Annotated in this window: 16 protein-coding genes; 12 read left to right on the top strand and 4 right to left on the bottom strand. The window is 71.7% G+C overall.

What is annotated here, in order from left to right; translation table 11 throughout:
• Positions 1-60: 60 nt before the first annotated feature.
• The 3 genes from ACIQBL_RS23105 to ACIQBL_RS23115 all read right to left on the bottom strand — a co-directional run bounded on the left by ACIQBL_RS23105 (position 61) and on the right by ACIQBL_RS23115 (position 1877).
• Entirely contained in the window at positions 61-321 is a 261-nt protein-coding gene (locus ACIQBL_RS23105) for a Txe/YoeB family addiction module toxin (RefSeq protein ID WP_328680960.1), read from the bottom strand.
• Positions 322-331: 10 nt separating this feature from the next.
• Positions 332-589 carry a type II toxin-antitoxin system Phd/YefM family antitoxin gene (locus ACIQBL_RS23110; RefSeq protein WP_037676836.1) on the bottom strand — a complete coding sequence of 86 codons (258 nt, stop codon included), beginning with the start codon at positions 587-589 and terminating at the stop codon, positions 332-334.
• Between the two features lie 79 nt (positions 590-668).
• The gene (locus tag ACIQBL_RS23115; protein WP_401944594.1) at positions 669-1877 is read right to left on the bottom strand and encodes a pyridoxal phosphate-dependent aminotransferase; all 1209 of its coding nucleotides are present in this window, start codon (positions 1875-1877) and stop codon (positions 669-671) included.
• A 129-nt stretch (positions 1878-2006) separates the two neighbouring features.
• Between ACIQBL_RS23115 and ACIQBL_RS23120 the strand changes: the two genes are divergently transcribed.
• The 11 genes from ACIQBL_RS23120 to kynU all read left to right on the top strand — a co-directional run bounded on the left by ACIQBL_RS23120 (position 2007) and on the right by kynU (position 12667).
• Positions 2007-2339: a hypothetical protein gene (locus ACIQBL_RS23120; RefSeq protein WP_401944596.1), complete on the top strand. Its 333-nt coding sequence runs from the start codon at positions 2007-2009 to the stop codon at positions 2337-2339.
• A 321-nt stretch (positions 2340-2660) separates the two neighbouring features.
• A complete protein-coding gene (locus tag ACIQBL_RS23125) occupies positions 2661-3209 on the top strand; it encodes a DUF2617 family protein (RefSeq protein ID WP_401944598.1) in 549 nt (182 codons plus the stop codon).
• Between the two features lie 140 nt (positions 3210-3349).
• Positions 3350-4945, top strand: a complete 1596-nt coding sequence (locus ACIQBL_RS23130; RefSeq protein ID WP_401944600.1) for a polyamine aminopropyltransferase — start codon at positions 3350-3352, stop codon at positions 4943-4945.
• A gap of 110 nt (positions 4946-5055) precedes the next feature.
• Positions 5056-5883 carry an SRPBCC family protein gene (locus ACIQBL_RS23135; RefSeq protein WP_401944602.1) on the top strand — a complete coding sequence of 276 codons (828 nt, stop codon included), beginning with the start codon at positions 5056-5058 and terminating at the stop codon, positions 5881-5883.
• Positions 5884-5927: 44 nt separating this feature from the next.
• Positions 5928-6716, top strand: coding sequence for an aldose 1-epimerase (locus tag ACIQBL_RS23140; protein WP_401944604.1), 789 nt, complete (start codon positions 5928-5930; stop codon positions 6714-6716).
• Positions 6717-6747: 31 nt separating this feature from the next.
• Positions 6748-7296 carry an orotate phosphoribosyltransferase gene (gene pyrE / locus ACIQBL_RS23145; protein WP_401944606.1) on the top strand — a complete coding sequence of 183 codons (549 nt, stop codon included), beginning with the start codon at positions 6748-6750 and terminating at the stop codon, positions 7294-7296.
• Between the two features lie 132 nt (positions 7297-7428).
• Positions 7429-8460: a class II fructose-bisphosphate aldolase gene (gene fbaA / locus ACIQBL_RS23150; RefSeq protein WP_401944608.1), complete on the top strand. Its 1032-nt coding sequence runs from the start codon at positions 7429-7431 to the stop codon at positions 8458-8460.
• Positions 8461-8530: 70 nt separating this feature from the next.
• Positions 8531-10012, top strand: coding sequence for an MFS transporter (locus ACIQBL_RS23155; protein ID WP_401944610.1), 1482 nt, complete (start codon positions 8531-8533; stop codon positions 10010-10012).
• 64 nt (positions 10013-10076) lie between these two features.
• Entirely contained in the window at positions 10077-10490 is a 414-nt protein-coding gene (locus ACIQBL_RS23160; protein ID WP_401944612.1) for a DUF3151 domain-containing protein, read from the top strand.
• A 154-nt stretch (positions 10491-10644) separates the two neighbouring features.
• Positions 10645-11484 carry a tryptophan 2,3-dioxygenase family protein gene (locus tag ACIQBL_RS23165; protein WP_401944614.1) on the top strand — a complete coding sequence of 280 codons (840 nt, stop codon included), beginning with the start codon at positions 10645-10647 and terminating at the stop codon, positions 11482-11484.
• The gene (gene kynU / locus ACIQBL_RS23170; RefSeq protein WP_401944616.1) at positions 11477-12667 is read left to right on the top strand and encodes a kynureninase; all 1191 of its coding nucleotides are present in this window, start codon (positions 11477-11479) and stop codon (positions 12665-12667) included. Before ACIQBL_RS23165 ends, kynU begins: the two co-directional genes overlap by 8 nt.
• Before the next feature lie 15 nt (positions 12668-12682).
• On the opposite strand, the gene ACIQBL_RS23175 is transcribed toward kynU, so the two are convergent.
• The gene (locus tag ACIQBL_RS23175; RefSeq protein ID WP_401944618.1) at positions 12683-13327 is read right to left on the bottom strand and encodes a TetR/AcrR family transcriptional regulator; all 645 of its coding nucleotides are present in this window, start codon (positions 13325-13327) and stop codon (positions 12683-12685) included.
• A gap of 308 nt (positions 13328-13635) precedes the next feature.
• Between ACIQBL_RS23175 and ACIQBL_RS23180 the strand changes: the two genes are divergently transcribed.
• Positions 13636-14520 carry an alpha/beta hydrolase gene (locus ACIQBL_RS23180; RefSeq protein WP_401944620.1) on the top strand — a complete coding sequence of 295 codons (885 nt, stop codon included), beginning with the start codon at positions 13636-13638 and terminating at the stop codon, positions 14518-14520.
• Positions 14521-14569: the final 49 nt, after the last annotated feature.

Genomic DNA, 14569 nt, shown 5'->3' on the forward strand with positions numbered 1-14569 from the left:
TATTTGTGTGCGGTGCGGGTCAGGTGTGACAAGGGTGCTGTGCCCGACCCCCGAGTCCCGTCAGCTTTCGTAGTGGTAGCGGCACTGTGCGATCAGGACGCCGTCCTCGGTGGCCTTGTAGATCAGCCGGTGCTCGTCGTTGATGCGGCGCGACCAGTAGCCCTGGAATCCGTGCTTGAGCGGTTCCGGTTTGCCGATGCCCTCGTTGCCGTTCCGGGTGATGTCCGCGATGAGCGCGTTGATGCGCTTAAGGATCTTCCGGTCCTGAAGCTGCCACCATAGGTAGTCCTCCCAGGCACGGGAGGAGAAGGTGATCTTCAACTCGCGGCCCTTACTCGTCGGTTGCCAGCTCGCGCACGGTGCCGCCGCCGTTTTCCAGCTCGTCGATGGACGCGAGCAGGCGCCGGGCGTTGGCCGGACTGCGCAGCAGGTACGCCGTCTCCTTCAGGGACTCGTAGTCCTCAAGGGAGACGATGACGACCGGCTCATGTCCGGCCCGGGTGATGACGACCTCTTCGCGGTCGTCGGTGACGGAGTTGAGCACCTCGGCGTACCGCGCGCGCGACTCGGAATATGTCATGGTCTTCACGATCGAACCTCCTTCGACGTACAGGAAATTGTACGTCGGTCCCTGCGGTGCAGGCAAGCGACGGAACGGCGGACGACGGTCAGCCCGCGAATGCCTTGCGGAGCCGGCCCACGGCTTCCTCCAGCACTCCCACCCGCTTGCAGAACGCGAACCGCACGAAGGGCGCGCCCTCCTCCCGGTGGTCGTAGAAGACCGCGTTCGGGATGGCGACGACACCGGCGAGTTCCGGCAGCGCGCGGCAGAAGGCGAAGCCGTCGCCGTTCTGGGAGAGGTCGGGGCCGAGGGGGCGGATGTCGGTGGTGATGAAGTACGTGCCGGCCGGACGGAAGACCTCGAAGCCCGCCTCGGTCAGGCCCGCCGCCAGCACGTCCCGCTTGGCCAGCATGTCCGTGCGGAAGGCGTCGAAGTAGGAGTCGGGGAGGGACAGGGCCTCCGCCACCGCGTACTGGAACGGGCCCGACGCCACATAGGTCAGGAACTGCTTCGCCGACCGTACGGCTGTCACCAGCCCGGGCGTGCCCGTCACCCACCCGACCTTCCACCCGGTGAACGAGAACGTCTTGCCCGCCGAACCGATCGACACCGTCCGCTCCCGCATCCCCGGGAACGTCACCAGCGGAATGTGCTCGGCCCCGTCGAACACCAGGTGCTCGTAGACCTCGTCCGCGATCACCAACAGGTCGCGTTCCACGGCGAGTTCGGCGATGGCGCCGAGTTCCTCGCGGGTGAGGACGGTGCCGGTCGGGTTGTGCGGGGTGTTGATGAGGAGGAGGCGGGTGCGGTCGGTGACGGCAGCGCGCAGTTCGTCGAGGTCGAGGCGGAAGCGGCCCTCGGAGGGGCGGAGCGTGACCGGTACGCGTGTGCCGCCCGCCATCGCGATGCAGGCCGCGTAGGAGTCGTAGTACGGCTCCAGGGCGACGACCTCGTCGCCGGGTTCCACCAGGGCCAGCAGGGCCGCGGCGATGGCCTCCGTCGCGCCCGCCGTGACCAGGACCTCGGCGTCGGGGTCGTAGGACAGGCCGTAGCGGCGCTCCTGGTGGGCGGCGACCGCGGTGCGCAGTTCGGGGACGCCGGGGCCCGGCGGGTACTGGTTGCCGCGTCCGTCGCGCAGCGCGCGGACCGCCGCCTCGCGGATCTCTTCGGGGCCGTCCGTGTCGGGGAAACCCTGGCCGAGGTTGATCGACCCGGTCTTCAGGGCCAGGGCGGACATCTCGGCGAAGATCGTCGTCCCGAACTCGGCGAGCCGGCGGTTGAGGAGGGGGCGTGCGCTGGAGGTCATGCCCGTCATCCTGCGCCCAAGCTCTGGACTTCCTCAACTCTGCTTTGGCACGTGAGACGGCCGGGCATCCCTGGTTCACGCAGCACACGAGGCGCCCACGGGGGGCCGCTTCGGGGGAATCGGAAGGAGGGTGACGCCATGTTCAGCATCCTCGGTGGAAGCACGTTCTTCTTCGTCGCCTTGGCGGTCGTCGCGGTCGTCTTCATCGGAGCGGTCGTCCGGGCGGGGCGCAAGGACAGGCTCGGCAAGGGATCGGGGCGCCGGGCCGGTATCGGCGGCAGCAGCGCAGGCAGCGGCAGCTGGTGGGCCGGAGACGGGGGTTCGTCCTCGGGCGGCGGCCACCACGGCGGCCATGGTGGTCACGGTGGGCACCACTCCTGCGGTGGCGGGCACTCCTCCTGCGGCGGCGGTTCGTCGTGCGGCGGGGGCTCGTCCTGCGGGGGCGGTGGCGGCTGCGGAGGGGGCAACTGACCGGCGCGGCGGGTCCCGTGGCGCCCGTCGGGAGACCGCTCCCGGCGGGCGCTCCGGCGCGCGCCTGACACGCCTGGGCGTACGCCTTGGTTGAACAGTTGAGCTGTGGAGCCCCCTGAGGGATGGAAACCCCACGAAGTTGGGTAAAAACGCTGTGGTGGCGCCACCGCTCATGATTCCCTCTACCTCACCGACGCAGCCCCTCGGGCGCCTGCGGACACCTTCTCCTGACTGGGCCGACCGGGCCGATGTCCCGGTGTCGGCCGGGGTGTGCCAGACCCCCACACCTCCCCTTTCTTTGCGTGCTAGCGGAGCCGATCCATGCTCACGACCCTGAAGACCTCCTACACCGATACGCGCGCGGCCGACCTCGCCTGGACCCTGGGGCGCGAGCCGCTTCCCGCCCTGGCCACGCTCGACCTCGAACTCGCCGGTGCGAAGCTCCAGTTGAGACTGCTCGGCGCGTCCCACCAGGTACTCCTGGACGAGGAGCGGGGCAGCTGTTCGGAGACGGTCGCGTGCATCCCGGGTTCCAGCACACCGCTGCCGCTCGGCGTCGCCAAGCGGGTCGGTGACTGGGAGTACGAGTTCGCGGCCCGGGTCGAGGTGCTGTCCCCGGGGCAGTTCGCGGGCCGCGCCCAGGAACTGCTGGCCCTGGTCGCCGACCATCCCAACGGACTGGCGGGGGTCTTCCCCGGCAGCCCGCACGCCTTCACCGCGATGCTCGCCCAGCGGCACGAGGGCCAGGTGCACTGGCGCACCTGGCACGCCTATCCGCAGGACGGGCAGTTGGTGGCGACGCGGACGCGGGTGGGGGTACGGGTGCCGGTGCCTGTGCCGGTGGGGCTCGCCGTGCCGTCTCCGGTGTGAACGCCGTTTCGCCCTTCGCCCGGCCGACACCGACCCCGTGCCGCCCTCTCCCGCGGGCCGACACCAACCCCGGGGCCTGTAAACACATTCCACACGTGTGGGTGACGAAGCGTGCCCGTCATGTGACGTAACGTCGCAGCGTGATCGAACCGCACGCGCCGGCCCGGCCGGGTACCCAGCCACCGTGGGCGGGCCCCGCGCGGCTGCCCGTACGGCCGGGCACGGGCCGGTTCCTGGTGCTCGCGGGCGTCTTCGTCTGCGCCGCCTGCGGACTCGTGTACGAACTCGAACTCGTCGCCCTCGCCTCGTACCTGATCGGCGACTCGGTCACCCAGGCGTCCGTCGTCCTGTCCGTCATGGTGTTCGCGATGGGCATCGGCTCGCTCGCCGCGAAACGCCTGCGCTGGCACGCGGCGGCGGGTTTCGGCGCCGTCGAGGCGGCCCTCGCGCTGATCGGCGGGTGCAGCGCGATGGCGTTGTACGCGGTCTTCGCCTGGACCGGCGACTGGGGCGGCCTGTGGGCACAGGGCCCGCGCTGCCTCCTGGTCGCCTTCTCCCTCGCGATCGGCCTGCTGATCGGCGCGGAGGTCCCGCTGCTGATGGAACTGATCCAGCGCATCCGCCGCCAGGACGCGGGCGGCGCGGTCGCCGACCTGTTCGCGGCGGACTACGTGGGCGCGCTGGTCGGCGGCCTGGCCTTCCCGTTCCTCCTCCTGCCCTTCCTGGGCCAGCTGACCGGCACCCTGCTCACCGGCACGGTCAACGTGGTCGCCGGCGGCTGTCTGGTCCTCGGCCTGTTCCGCCGTGACCTGAGCCGCCGGGGCCGCTGGCTCCTGATCATCGCCAACCTCACGGTCCTCGGCCTGCTCGCCTCCGCCGCCGTCCTGGTCGACGACTTCGAACGGGCCGCACGGCAGGCGGTCTACGGCGAGGACGTCCGCGTCGCGCTCCAGACCGACGTCCAGGAGGTCGTCCTCACCGGCGGCGGCCACGGCCGCCCCCTAGACCTCTTCCTCGACGGCCGCCTCCGGGTCAGCGGACGGGACGAACACCGCTACCACGAGGCCCTCGTCCACCCCGCGATGAACGGCCCCCACGCGCGCGTGCTCGTCCTCGGCGGCGGGGACGGCCTCGCGGCCCGGGAAGTCCTCCGCCACGCGGGCGTGCGCCGCGTCGACATCGTCGAACTCGACGCGGGCGTCGTCCGGCTGGCCCGCCGGGACCCCGCCCTGTCCGCCCTCAACGGTCATGTCTACGACGACCCGCGCGTCCACGTGACCACGGGCGACGCCTTCGACCTGCTGCGCCGGGTCCGCCCGGGGACGTACGACGTGGTCGTCGCGGACCTCCCCGACCCCGGCATCACCGCCAGCACGAAGCTGTACTCCCAGGAGTTCTACGGCCTCGCCCGCCGCGCCCTCACCGACCGGGGCCGGCTGGTCGTGCACGCGGGCCCGGTCTCCTCGCGGCGCCGCGTCTTCTGGACGGTGGTCTCCACGATCCGCGCGGCCGGGCTCGACCCGGTCCCCTACCGCGTCGGCGGCCGTGCCTCCGGCTTCGCGGCGGGCCCCGACCGCACGGCCGGCACGTCCGGGGCTCCGGGTGACTGGGGGTTCGTGCTGGCGGCGCGGGGGGTGGTGCCGGTGGAGCCGGGGCTGGAGAGTGAGGAACGGGCGGCGGAGCGGACGTGGGTGGCGGGGCTGGCGGCTTCTACGTTGGTGCATCCGCGGTACTGATCTCACCAGGGGTGCTGTCCACCAGCCCCCGCGAACGCCCGCACCAACACACCGGCACTTCCGGGCAACGACAGGTGTACCCCCGCCCAACCTAGGTAGGCTCCGCAAGCATGGAGCACGAGGTGCACGTTCCGGTTCCCCCCGGCCGACTGCGGGACGCACTCGCCGACCCCGCCCGGGTCGCCCGCGCCGTCCCCGGCCTCCAGCAGGACGCCGGCACCGAACCCGTCGCCGGGCGCCTGAAGATCCGCGTCGGCAGCCACTCCATCACCTACCGCGGCTCGGTGCGCGTCTCCGCGCGGGACGACGGTTCCTACGCCGTCGAGGGCACCGGGACCGAGGCCCGCGGCACCGGCTCCGTCAAACTCGCCCTCACCCTGCGCGTCCGCGAGACCGACGCCGGCTCCACCCTCACCTTCGACGGTACGGCGACGGCGGACGGCCGCGTGGCCGAACTGGCCCCGGACGCGGTGAGCGCGGCGGCGACGAGGCTGCTGGACCGGTTCGCGGCGAACCTGGGCACGGAGGAGCGGGAGGAGCGGGAGGAGCGGGAGGAGCGGGAGCAGACCGAACCGGCCGACGACATCGACGCCGTAGACGTGATGGACGACATTGAGGAGATCGAGGAGATCGAAGGGATCGAAGGGATCGAAGAGCCCGACGTGGCCGACGTGGACTTCGTGGTCGACGAACCGCACCTCTCCGAGAGCTTCGCCGAGAACCCCGAACCCCCCGCCGAAGCCGCGCACGCCCGCCGCACGATGATCGGCCGCAGCGCGGAGGAGGTCGACCACGCGCCGCCGCGCGGCCGTTACGCCCCCGTCCCCGCCCCGCAGACCGTCTCCACGAACGCCACCCTCCGCTGGGCGGCCCCCGCCGCCGCACTGGTCCTGGCCTCGGCGATCGTGGTCAACAGGGTGCTGCGCAAACGCCGTTGACGGGTCGCCGTCCGCCGTCCCGACCGGCCCAGTAGGGTCGTGCCGTGAGTAACGAAGAGATCACGCTGACCGCGGGTGACGCGGAAGTGACGGTGCAGCCGGGCAACGGCGGCCGTATCGGAGGGCTCCGCGTCGGCGGCACCGAACTCCTGCGCCAGGGCGAGCGGTTCGGGTGCTTCCCGATGGTCCCCTGGTGCGGGCGGATCCGCGACGGCCGCTTTATGGATGGCGGGACCGTCCACCAGATGCCCCTCAACTCCCCGCCGCACGCCATCCACGGCACCGTCCGCGACGGCGCCTGGCGCACCGCCCGCAGGACGCCCGACGAGGCGGTCATCACGTACGACCTCGTCGAGCCGTGGCCCTTTCCCGGCCGCGTCACCCAGGCCGTCGCGCTGACCGCCGACGCCCTGACGCTCACGATGGCCGTCGAGGCGTACGGCGACTCGTTCCCGGCGCAGATCGGCTGGCACCCGTGGTTCAACCGCAACCTCGGCGGCGAGGACGTGCGGGTCGACTTCGGCGCGGCCTGGCAGGAGGAGCGCGGCGACGACCACCTCCCCACCGGCAACCGGATCGACGTGAAGCCCGGCCCCTGGGACGACTGCTTCGGCATGCCGGACGGCGTCGACGTCACGCTGACCTGGCCGGGGCAGCTGGAGCTGAAGGTCACGAGTCCGGAGGCGTGGGTCGTCGTCTACGACGAACAGGAGGCCGCCGTGTGCGTCGAACCGCAGACCGGCCCGCCCAACGGCCTCAACACCCTGCCCCGCCTGGTCACCCCGATCGAACCGCTCGAAGCCACGATGACCTGGAGTTGGACGCGCTTCTAGGCCGGTGGGCATCGCCTCTAAGCTGACAGGCATGACGGACGTACGCGGCGCGCTGCTGCAGCAGATCAAGGACAAGGCCGTGGTGCACGGCAAGGTGACCCTGTCGTCGGGTCTGGAGGCCGACTACTACGTCGACCTCCGGCGCGTGACCCTCGACGGGGAGGCCGCGCCGCTCGTCGGGCAGGTGCTGCTGGACCTGACCGCCGGCCTCGACTTCGACGCGGTCGGCGGGCTGACCATGGGCGCCGACCCGGTCGCCACGGCGATGCTGCACGCCGCCGCGGCGCGCGGGCGGAAGCTGGACGCCTTCGTCGTCCGCAAGGCCGCGAAGGCGCACGGCATGCAGCGCCAGGTGGAGGGCCCCGAGATCGCGGGCCGCCGGGTCCTGGTCGTCGAGGACACCTCCACCACCGGCGGCTCCCCGCTCACCGCCGTCGAGGCCGTGCGCGCGGCCGGCGCCGAGGTCGTCGGCGTCGCCACCATCGTCGACCGGGCGACCGGCGCCGCCGAGAAGATCGAGGCGGGCGCGGGAGTGCCGTATCTCTTCGCGTACTCCAAGGACGAGCTGGGCCTGGACTGACCGGGCGCTCCTAGCATCCGGCCACGTCTGGAAAGATGGGTACGACGATGACGTCGCACCCAAGGTCTAGGTCAGGGCCGTAGTACGCAGATCGCGAAGATCGCCAACCCGCACATACCAAGGAGCGGACAGATGCCCATCGCAACCCCCGAGGTCTACAACGAGATGCTCGACCGGGCGAAGGCAGGCAAGTTCGCCTACCCGGCCATCAATGTGACCTCGACCCAGACCCTGCACGCCGCGCTGCGCGGCTTCGCGGAGGCCGAGAGCGACGGCATCGTCCAGATCTCCACGGGTGGTGCCGAGTTCCTGGGCGGCCAGTACGCCAAGGAGATGGTCACGGGTTCCGTGGCGCTCGCCGAGTTCGCGCACATCGTCGCCGAGAAGTACCCGGTCACCGTCGCGCTGCACACGGACCACTGCCCCAAGGACAAGCTCGACGGCTACGTCCGTCCGCTGCTCGCGGTCTCCGAGGAGCGCGTGAAGGCCGGCGGCAACCCGCTGTTCCAGTCGCACATGTGGGACGGCTCGGCGGAGACCCTCGCCGACAACCTCGCCATCGCGCAGGAGCTGCTGGCCCGCGCCGCCGCCGCGAAGATCATCCTTGAGGTGGAGATCACCCCGACCGGCGGCGAGGAGGACGGTGTCTCGCACGAGATCAACGACTCCCTCTACACCACCGTCGAGGACGCGATCCGTACGGTCGAGGCGCTCGGTCTGGGCGAGAAGGGCCGCTACCTGCTGGCCGCGTCCTTCGGCAACGTGCACGGCGTGTACAAGCCGGGCAACGTCGTCCTGCGCCCCGAGCTGCTCAAGGAGCTGAACGAGGGCGTGGCCGCCAAGTACGGTCAGCCGGCCGGCAGCAAGCCGTTCAACTTCGTCTTCCACGGCGGCTCCGGCTCCACGGAGGAGGAGATCGCCACCGCGCTGGAGAACGGCGTGGTGAAGATGAACCTCGACACCGACACCCAGTACGCGTTCACGCGCCCGGTCGCGGACCACATGTTCCGCAACTACGACGGTGTCCTGAAGGTCGACGGCGAGGTCGGCTCCAAGAAGACCTACGACCCGCGCACCTGGGGCAAGCTCGGCGAGGCGTCGATGGCGGCGCGCGTCACCGAGGCCTGCGCGAACCTGCGCTCCACGGGCACGAAGATCAAGTAAGTCCTTCTGCCTGTCCGTCTGTTCCGCGAGCCCGGTGCTACGGCACCGGGCTCGCTGTATACCTGGGGGCATGTCCTCCGACGTCCGGCTCGCCTCGCCCCAGGGCAAGTGGATCCTGCTGACCACGGTCCTCGGCTCCAGCATGGCCATGGTCGACTCCACCGTCGTCAACGTGGCCCTGCCCCGCATCGGCCGCGACCTGAACGCCGACCTGGCCGCCCTCCAGTGGACCGTCAACGCGTACATGCTCACGCTGGCCGGCCTGATCCTCCTCGGCGGCTCCCTCGGCGACCGCTACGGCCGCCGCCGGATCTTCGTCCTGGGCGTGGTCTGGTTCGCGGCGGCCTCCCTGCTCTGCGGTCTCGCGCCCAACGCGGGTGTCCTGGTCGCCGCCCGCGCGCTCCAGGGCATCGGCGGCGCACTCCTCGCCCCGGGCTCCCTCGCCCTCATCCAGGCCTCCTTCCACCCCGACGACCGTGCCCGCGCGGTCGGCCTGTGGTCCGGCTTCGGCGGTATCGGCGCGGCGATCGGCCCGTTCCTGGGCGGCTGGCTGGTGGACGGCCCCGGCTGGCGCTGGGTGTTCCTGATCAACGTGCCGCTGGCGCTGGTCTGCGTCCCCGTGGCCGTACGCCATGTCCCCGAGTCGGGCGACGGCCGTAAGCACGGCCGTTTCGACGTCCTGGGCGCGGCGCTGGGCGCCGTGGCACTCGCCCTGGTGACGTACGCGCTGATCGAGGCGGGCAACGGCTCACTCGTCGTCGTGGTCCTGACCGCCGTCGCCGGCGTGGCCGCGGGCGTCGCCTTCGTCCACGTGGAGAGGCGGCGCCCCGACCCGATGATGCCGCCGGACATCTTCGCGTCACGCCAGTTCACGGCGGTCAACCTCGTCACGTTCTGCGTCTACGCGGCCTTCGGCGGCTTCTTCTTCCTCACCGCGCTCCAACTCCAGGTCGTGGCGGGCTACTCGGCGCTCCAGGCCGGCACGGCCCTGCTCCCGACGACCGCCCTCATGCTCCTGTTCTCGGCCCGCTCCGGCGAACTCGCCCAGCGCGTCGGCCCCCGCATCCCGCTCACCGTAGGGCCGTTGTTGTGCGCGACGGCGATGCTGCTGATGCTGCGGGTCGGCCCCGGGGCCTCCTACCTCGCCGACGTCCTGCCCGCCCTCCTGGTCATGGGCACCGGCATGGTCACCCTGGTCGCGCCGCTCACGGCCACCGTCCTCGCCTCCGTGGACACCGCGCGGGCGGGCCTGGCCAGCGGTATCAACAACGCGGCGGCCCGCGCGGCCGGCCTCCTCGCCGTCGCCGCGCTGCCACTGCTCGCCGGGATGGGCCCGGAGGCGTACCGCTCGGCGCCCGCCTTCGACGACGCCTTCCACCGGGCGATGCCTCTGTGCGCGGGCGTCCTGGCGGCGGGCGCGATCCTGGCCTACGCGACCGTACGACGCCCGGCACCGGACTGCCGCCGCCCGGAGTGCCGCACACACGGCTGGGTGACGGCACCGCCGCTGGAGCCGCGGGCGGGGAAGGGGCGGCTGGAGGCCGGTGAGTAGCCGGGGAGCGGTCCTGGCCCGCTCGATGCCGGGCATTGGCCGCCCCTGGGGGAGACTGGAACCCATGACGATTCACGAGAACCTCCTCGGGGGACCGCCCCCGACCCACCTCCCCGAAGAACCCGGCCCGCGTGACCTCCTCGCGGGCGGTACGGCGCCCGCCGAGGTCGCCGCCAAGTACCCGACCTCCTCGCTCGCCTGGGCCCGGCTGGCCGACGACGCGTTCGAGCGGGGCAGCGTCGTGGAGTCGTACGCCTATGCCCGTACGGGCTACCACCGCGGCCTTGACTCGCTGCGTCGCAACGGGTGGAAGGGTCACGGTCCGGTCCCGTGGGAGCACGAGCCGAACCGCGGCTTCCTGCGTGCCCTGCACGCCCTCGCGCGTGCCGCGCAGGCGATCGGGGAGCAGGAGGAGTACACGCGCTGCTCGCAGTTCCTGAAGGACTCCTCGCCGACGGCGGCCCAGACGCTGGGCTAGTTCCTTCGCGTTGTTGCAGGTCCGCCTGGTGTGACCAGGCGGACCTTGCGGACTCGGGGGACGATTGTGGAGGATGCCCGGTGGGGACCGGGGCCCCCGTGTCGGAATTCGGCAGGGGCGGACCGCTACCCGGAGTACGCATCAGGAGACAGCGATGTCCCAACCGGCTCAGGAACCTCAGGAGCCCGAGGCCCCGCATCTCGACTTCCAGGGAACGACCCCCTACGAGGACTACGTCCAGGCGGACGTCCTCACCCACCTCCAGCACACCCGCTCCGACGACCCCGGCGAGATGGTCTTCCTGGTCACCACCCAGGTGATGGAGCTGTGGTTCACCGTCATCGTCCACGAGTGGGAGACCGCCGCGCGGGCCCTGCGCGAGGACCGGGTGCCGGTCGCGGTCGACGCGCTGAAGCGTTCCGTACGCGAACTGGAGGCGCTGAACGCCTCCTGGCGGCCCCTCGGCCAGCTCACCCCGGCCCAGTTCAACTCCTACCGCGGCGCCCTCGGCGAGGGCTCCGGCTTCCAGTCGGCGATGTACCGCCGCATGGAGTTCCTGCTCGGCGAGAAGTCCGCGTCCATGCTCGTCCCGCACCGCGGCGCCCCGCGCGTGCACGCCGAGCTGGAGAAGGCCCTGCACGAACCGAGCCTCTACGACGAGGTGTTGAGGCTCCTCGACCGGCGCGGGCACGCCGTGCCGGAGGCCGTACTGAAGCGTGACGTGTCGCTGCGGTACGAGCCGTCGGAGGAGGTCGAGAAGGTATGGACCGACCTCTATTCCGGTGACCCCGGTCTTGAACTCGCCCGGCTGGGTGAGGCGTTGACCGATGTCGCCGAGCTGGTGTGGCGATGGCGCAACGACCATCTCGTCTCCACCCGGCGCGCGATGGGCGCGAAGACCGGCACGGGCGGCTCCGCCGGGGTGGCCTGGCTGGAGAAGCGCGCGCAGAAGAACGTGTTCCCCGAGCTGTGGACGGCGCGCTCCCATGTCTGAACTCGCGCTCAGGGCAGAGAAGCTGGACGCCGCTGACGAACTGGCGGGCGTGCGCGCGCAGTTCGTCCTCGACGACGTGGTGTACCTGGACGGGAACTCGCTCGGCGCGCTGCCGGCGTCCGTCCCCGGCCGGGTCGAGGACGTCGTCCGGCGTCAGTGGGGCGAGCTGCGCATCCGCTCCTGGGACGAGAGCGGCTGGTGGACCGCGCCCGAGCGGATCGGCGACCGCATCGCCCCGCTGGTCGGGGCGGCGGCCGGGCAGATCGTCGTGGGCGACTCGACAAGTGTCAATGTGTTCAAGGCACTTGTGGGTGCCGTGCGGCTGGCGGGGGAGGGGCGGGACGAGATCGTCGTCGACGCCACGACCTTCCCCACGGACGGGTACATCGCCGAGTCGGCGGCCCGGATGACCGGTTGCGCGCTGCGGCCGGTGACCCCGGCCGAGGTGCCGGGCGTGCTCGGCGACCGTACGGCGGCGGTGCTCCTCAACCACGTCGACTACCGCACCGGCCGGCTGCACGACCTGCCCGCGCTCACGGCCGCCGTGCACGCGGCGGGCGCCGTGGCCGTCTGGGACCTGTGCCACAGCGCGGGCGCGCTGCCGGTCGGGCTCGACGAGCACGGCGTGGACCTCGCGGTCGGCTGCACCTACAAGTACCTGAACGGCGGCCCGGGTTCACCGGCGTACCTCTATGTGCGGCGGGAGCTGCAGGACCGCTTCGACTCCCCGCTCCCCGGCTGGAACTCGCACGCCGAACCCTTCGGCATGCGGCCCTCCTACGAACCGGCGGCGGGCGCGCTGCGCGGTCGCGTCGGCACCCCGGACATCCTCTCCATGCTCGCCCTCGAAGCCGCCCTGGAGGTGTGGGACGGCGACGGCGTCTCGATCGAGGCGGTGCGCGCCAAGTCCCTCGCCCTGACGGACTTCTTCCTGGAGTGCGTGGCGTCGTACGTCCCGTCCGGGCGTGTGGAGTCGGTGACTCCGGTTGCGTGCGCGGAGCGGGGGAGCCAGGTCGCGCTGCGCTGCGCGGACGCCGGTGACGTGATGAAGCGGCTGATCGAGCGGGGCGTGGTCGGCGACTTCCGGCATCCGGACGTCCTGCGCTTCGGATTCACGCCGTTGTACGTCGGGTTCGCGGATGTGGAGCGGGCGGCGCGGGTCCTGGGAGATGTGGTCCGCTAGAAGCTGTACCTCGATCTAACTGTCGTAGGTCATGGGAGCGGTTAGATCGTCGGACAGGCTGGTGACGTACACCCCTGCCACGGCGGCGGCCCGCGCGGCGCGCGCGGCCCGCTCCGCGGCGGGGGTGTCCGGGGCGGTCCCGGTGGTCAGCAACTCGTAGTAGAGGGGCGCCGATACGGCCCGTACGACCTGGGCGGCATCGGTGCCGGCGGGCAACTCCCCGCGCGCCACGGCCTGTTCGACGCAGGGCGCCCACTCGTCGACCCGCACCTCGTAGAAGTGGCGCAAGGCCTCGGCCGTACGGTCGTCGCAGGTCGCGGCGGCGATGACGGCGCGGAACAGGGCGCCTTGCCGGGCGTCGGCCAAAGTGCGCTGCACCAGAAGGGCGTTGGCGCGCAGGTCGCCGAGGAGCGAGCCCGTCTCCTCGCGCGGGAGCGACTGTTCGGCCATGTCTACGAGGAGGTCCGCGACCAGCGCGGTCACCGAACCCCAGCGCCGGTACACCGTGGTCTTGCCGACCTCGGCCCGCCGGGCGACGTCCGAGAGGTCGAGCCGGTCGACACCCTGCTCGGCCAGCACGTCACCCGCGGCGCGCAGCACCGCCGTACGGACGCGTGCGGTGCGGCCGCCGGGGCGCAGGGTGCCGGGTTCGGTGGGCATCGCGGTCTCCTTGATGTGCCGACGAGGTGCCGACGAGATGCTGGCGAGGTGCTGATGAGATGCCGACGAGGTGCCGACGAGATGCTGACAAGGTGTGCTGTGACGGGCACGGTGTCAGCGTAACGAAACAGCAGAACCGTTTAACTCTCACCCAGCGTGACATCCGCGTGTCCGCCCATGTCACCGGCCTGGTAGCGTCCCGCCAACGGCCGCAATCTTCTCCAGGTCCGCCACATCCGAACCGTCCAAATCCTCCCCCAGTGCCGAAAGCCTGGGAGGTGCCCCCATCGTCGCTGAGAGGTTGGAGCATGCCGGACGACGTCGCCGCACGTGCCGCCGCAGAAGAGGAGTCCGCCTTCTCGCACCCCGCCGTCGACCCCGACAGCACCGCCGCGTACGGCGACCACCCCGACCAGGTGATCGACTTCTACGCCCCGCGCGGCGAGCGCGTACCGGGCGAGCCTGCTCCTCTGGTCGTAGTACTCCATGGGGGCGCGTGGCGCGCCCCGTACGACCGCCGGCACATCACCCCGTTCGCGGACTTCCTCGCCCACCGGGGCTTCGCGGTGGCCAACGTCGAGTACCGGCGGGGGGCGGCCGGTCCTGCGGAGGGCGGTACCGGGGGCCCGGTCGCGGGCCGCTGGCCGGACACCTTCGACGACGTCGCGGCGGCGCTGGACGCGCTCCCCGCGCTCGTACGGGTGGCGTTGCCGCAGGCCGACCCGCGCCGCACGGTGATCACCGGTCACTCGGCGGGCGGTCACCTCGCCCTGTGGGCCGCCGCACGGCACGTCCTCCCCAAGGACGCGCCCTGGCGCACCGCCGCCCCCGCCGCCCTGCGCGGAGTGGTCGCCCTCGCCCCGATCGCCGACTTCACGGTCGCCGAGAAACTCGCCGTGTGCGGCGGAGCGGCCGGTCAACTCCTCGGCGGCGGGGCCGAGTTCGCCGAACGGCTGCCGTACGCGGACCCGAGCCTCCTCCTCCCCACCGGCATCGCGACCACCCTCGTCCAGGGCCGCGCCGACGTCGTCGTCCCCCAGGCGGTCGCCGAGTCGTACGCGGACGCGGCGGCGAAGTCGGGCGAGGTGGTCGGCCTCACGCTCCTGGAGGACGTCGGCCACTTCCCGCTGATCGACCCGGCGGCGGACGCGTGCGCGGTGGTGGCGGAGGAGATCGCCCAGTTGGCATGGTGAGCGCCGCACGGTGACAGTCTGTTCGTCTGTCTCTCTGTCCGTCTGTCTC

The organism is Streptomyces sp. NPDC088350 (assembly GCF_044753545.1).
GTDB lineage: Bacteria > Actinomycetota > Actinomycetes > Streptomycetales > Streptomycetaceae > Streptomyces.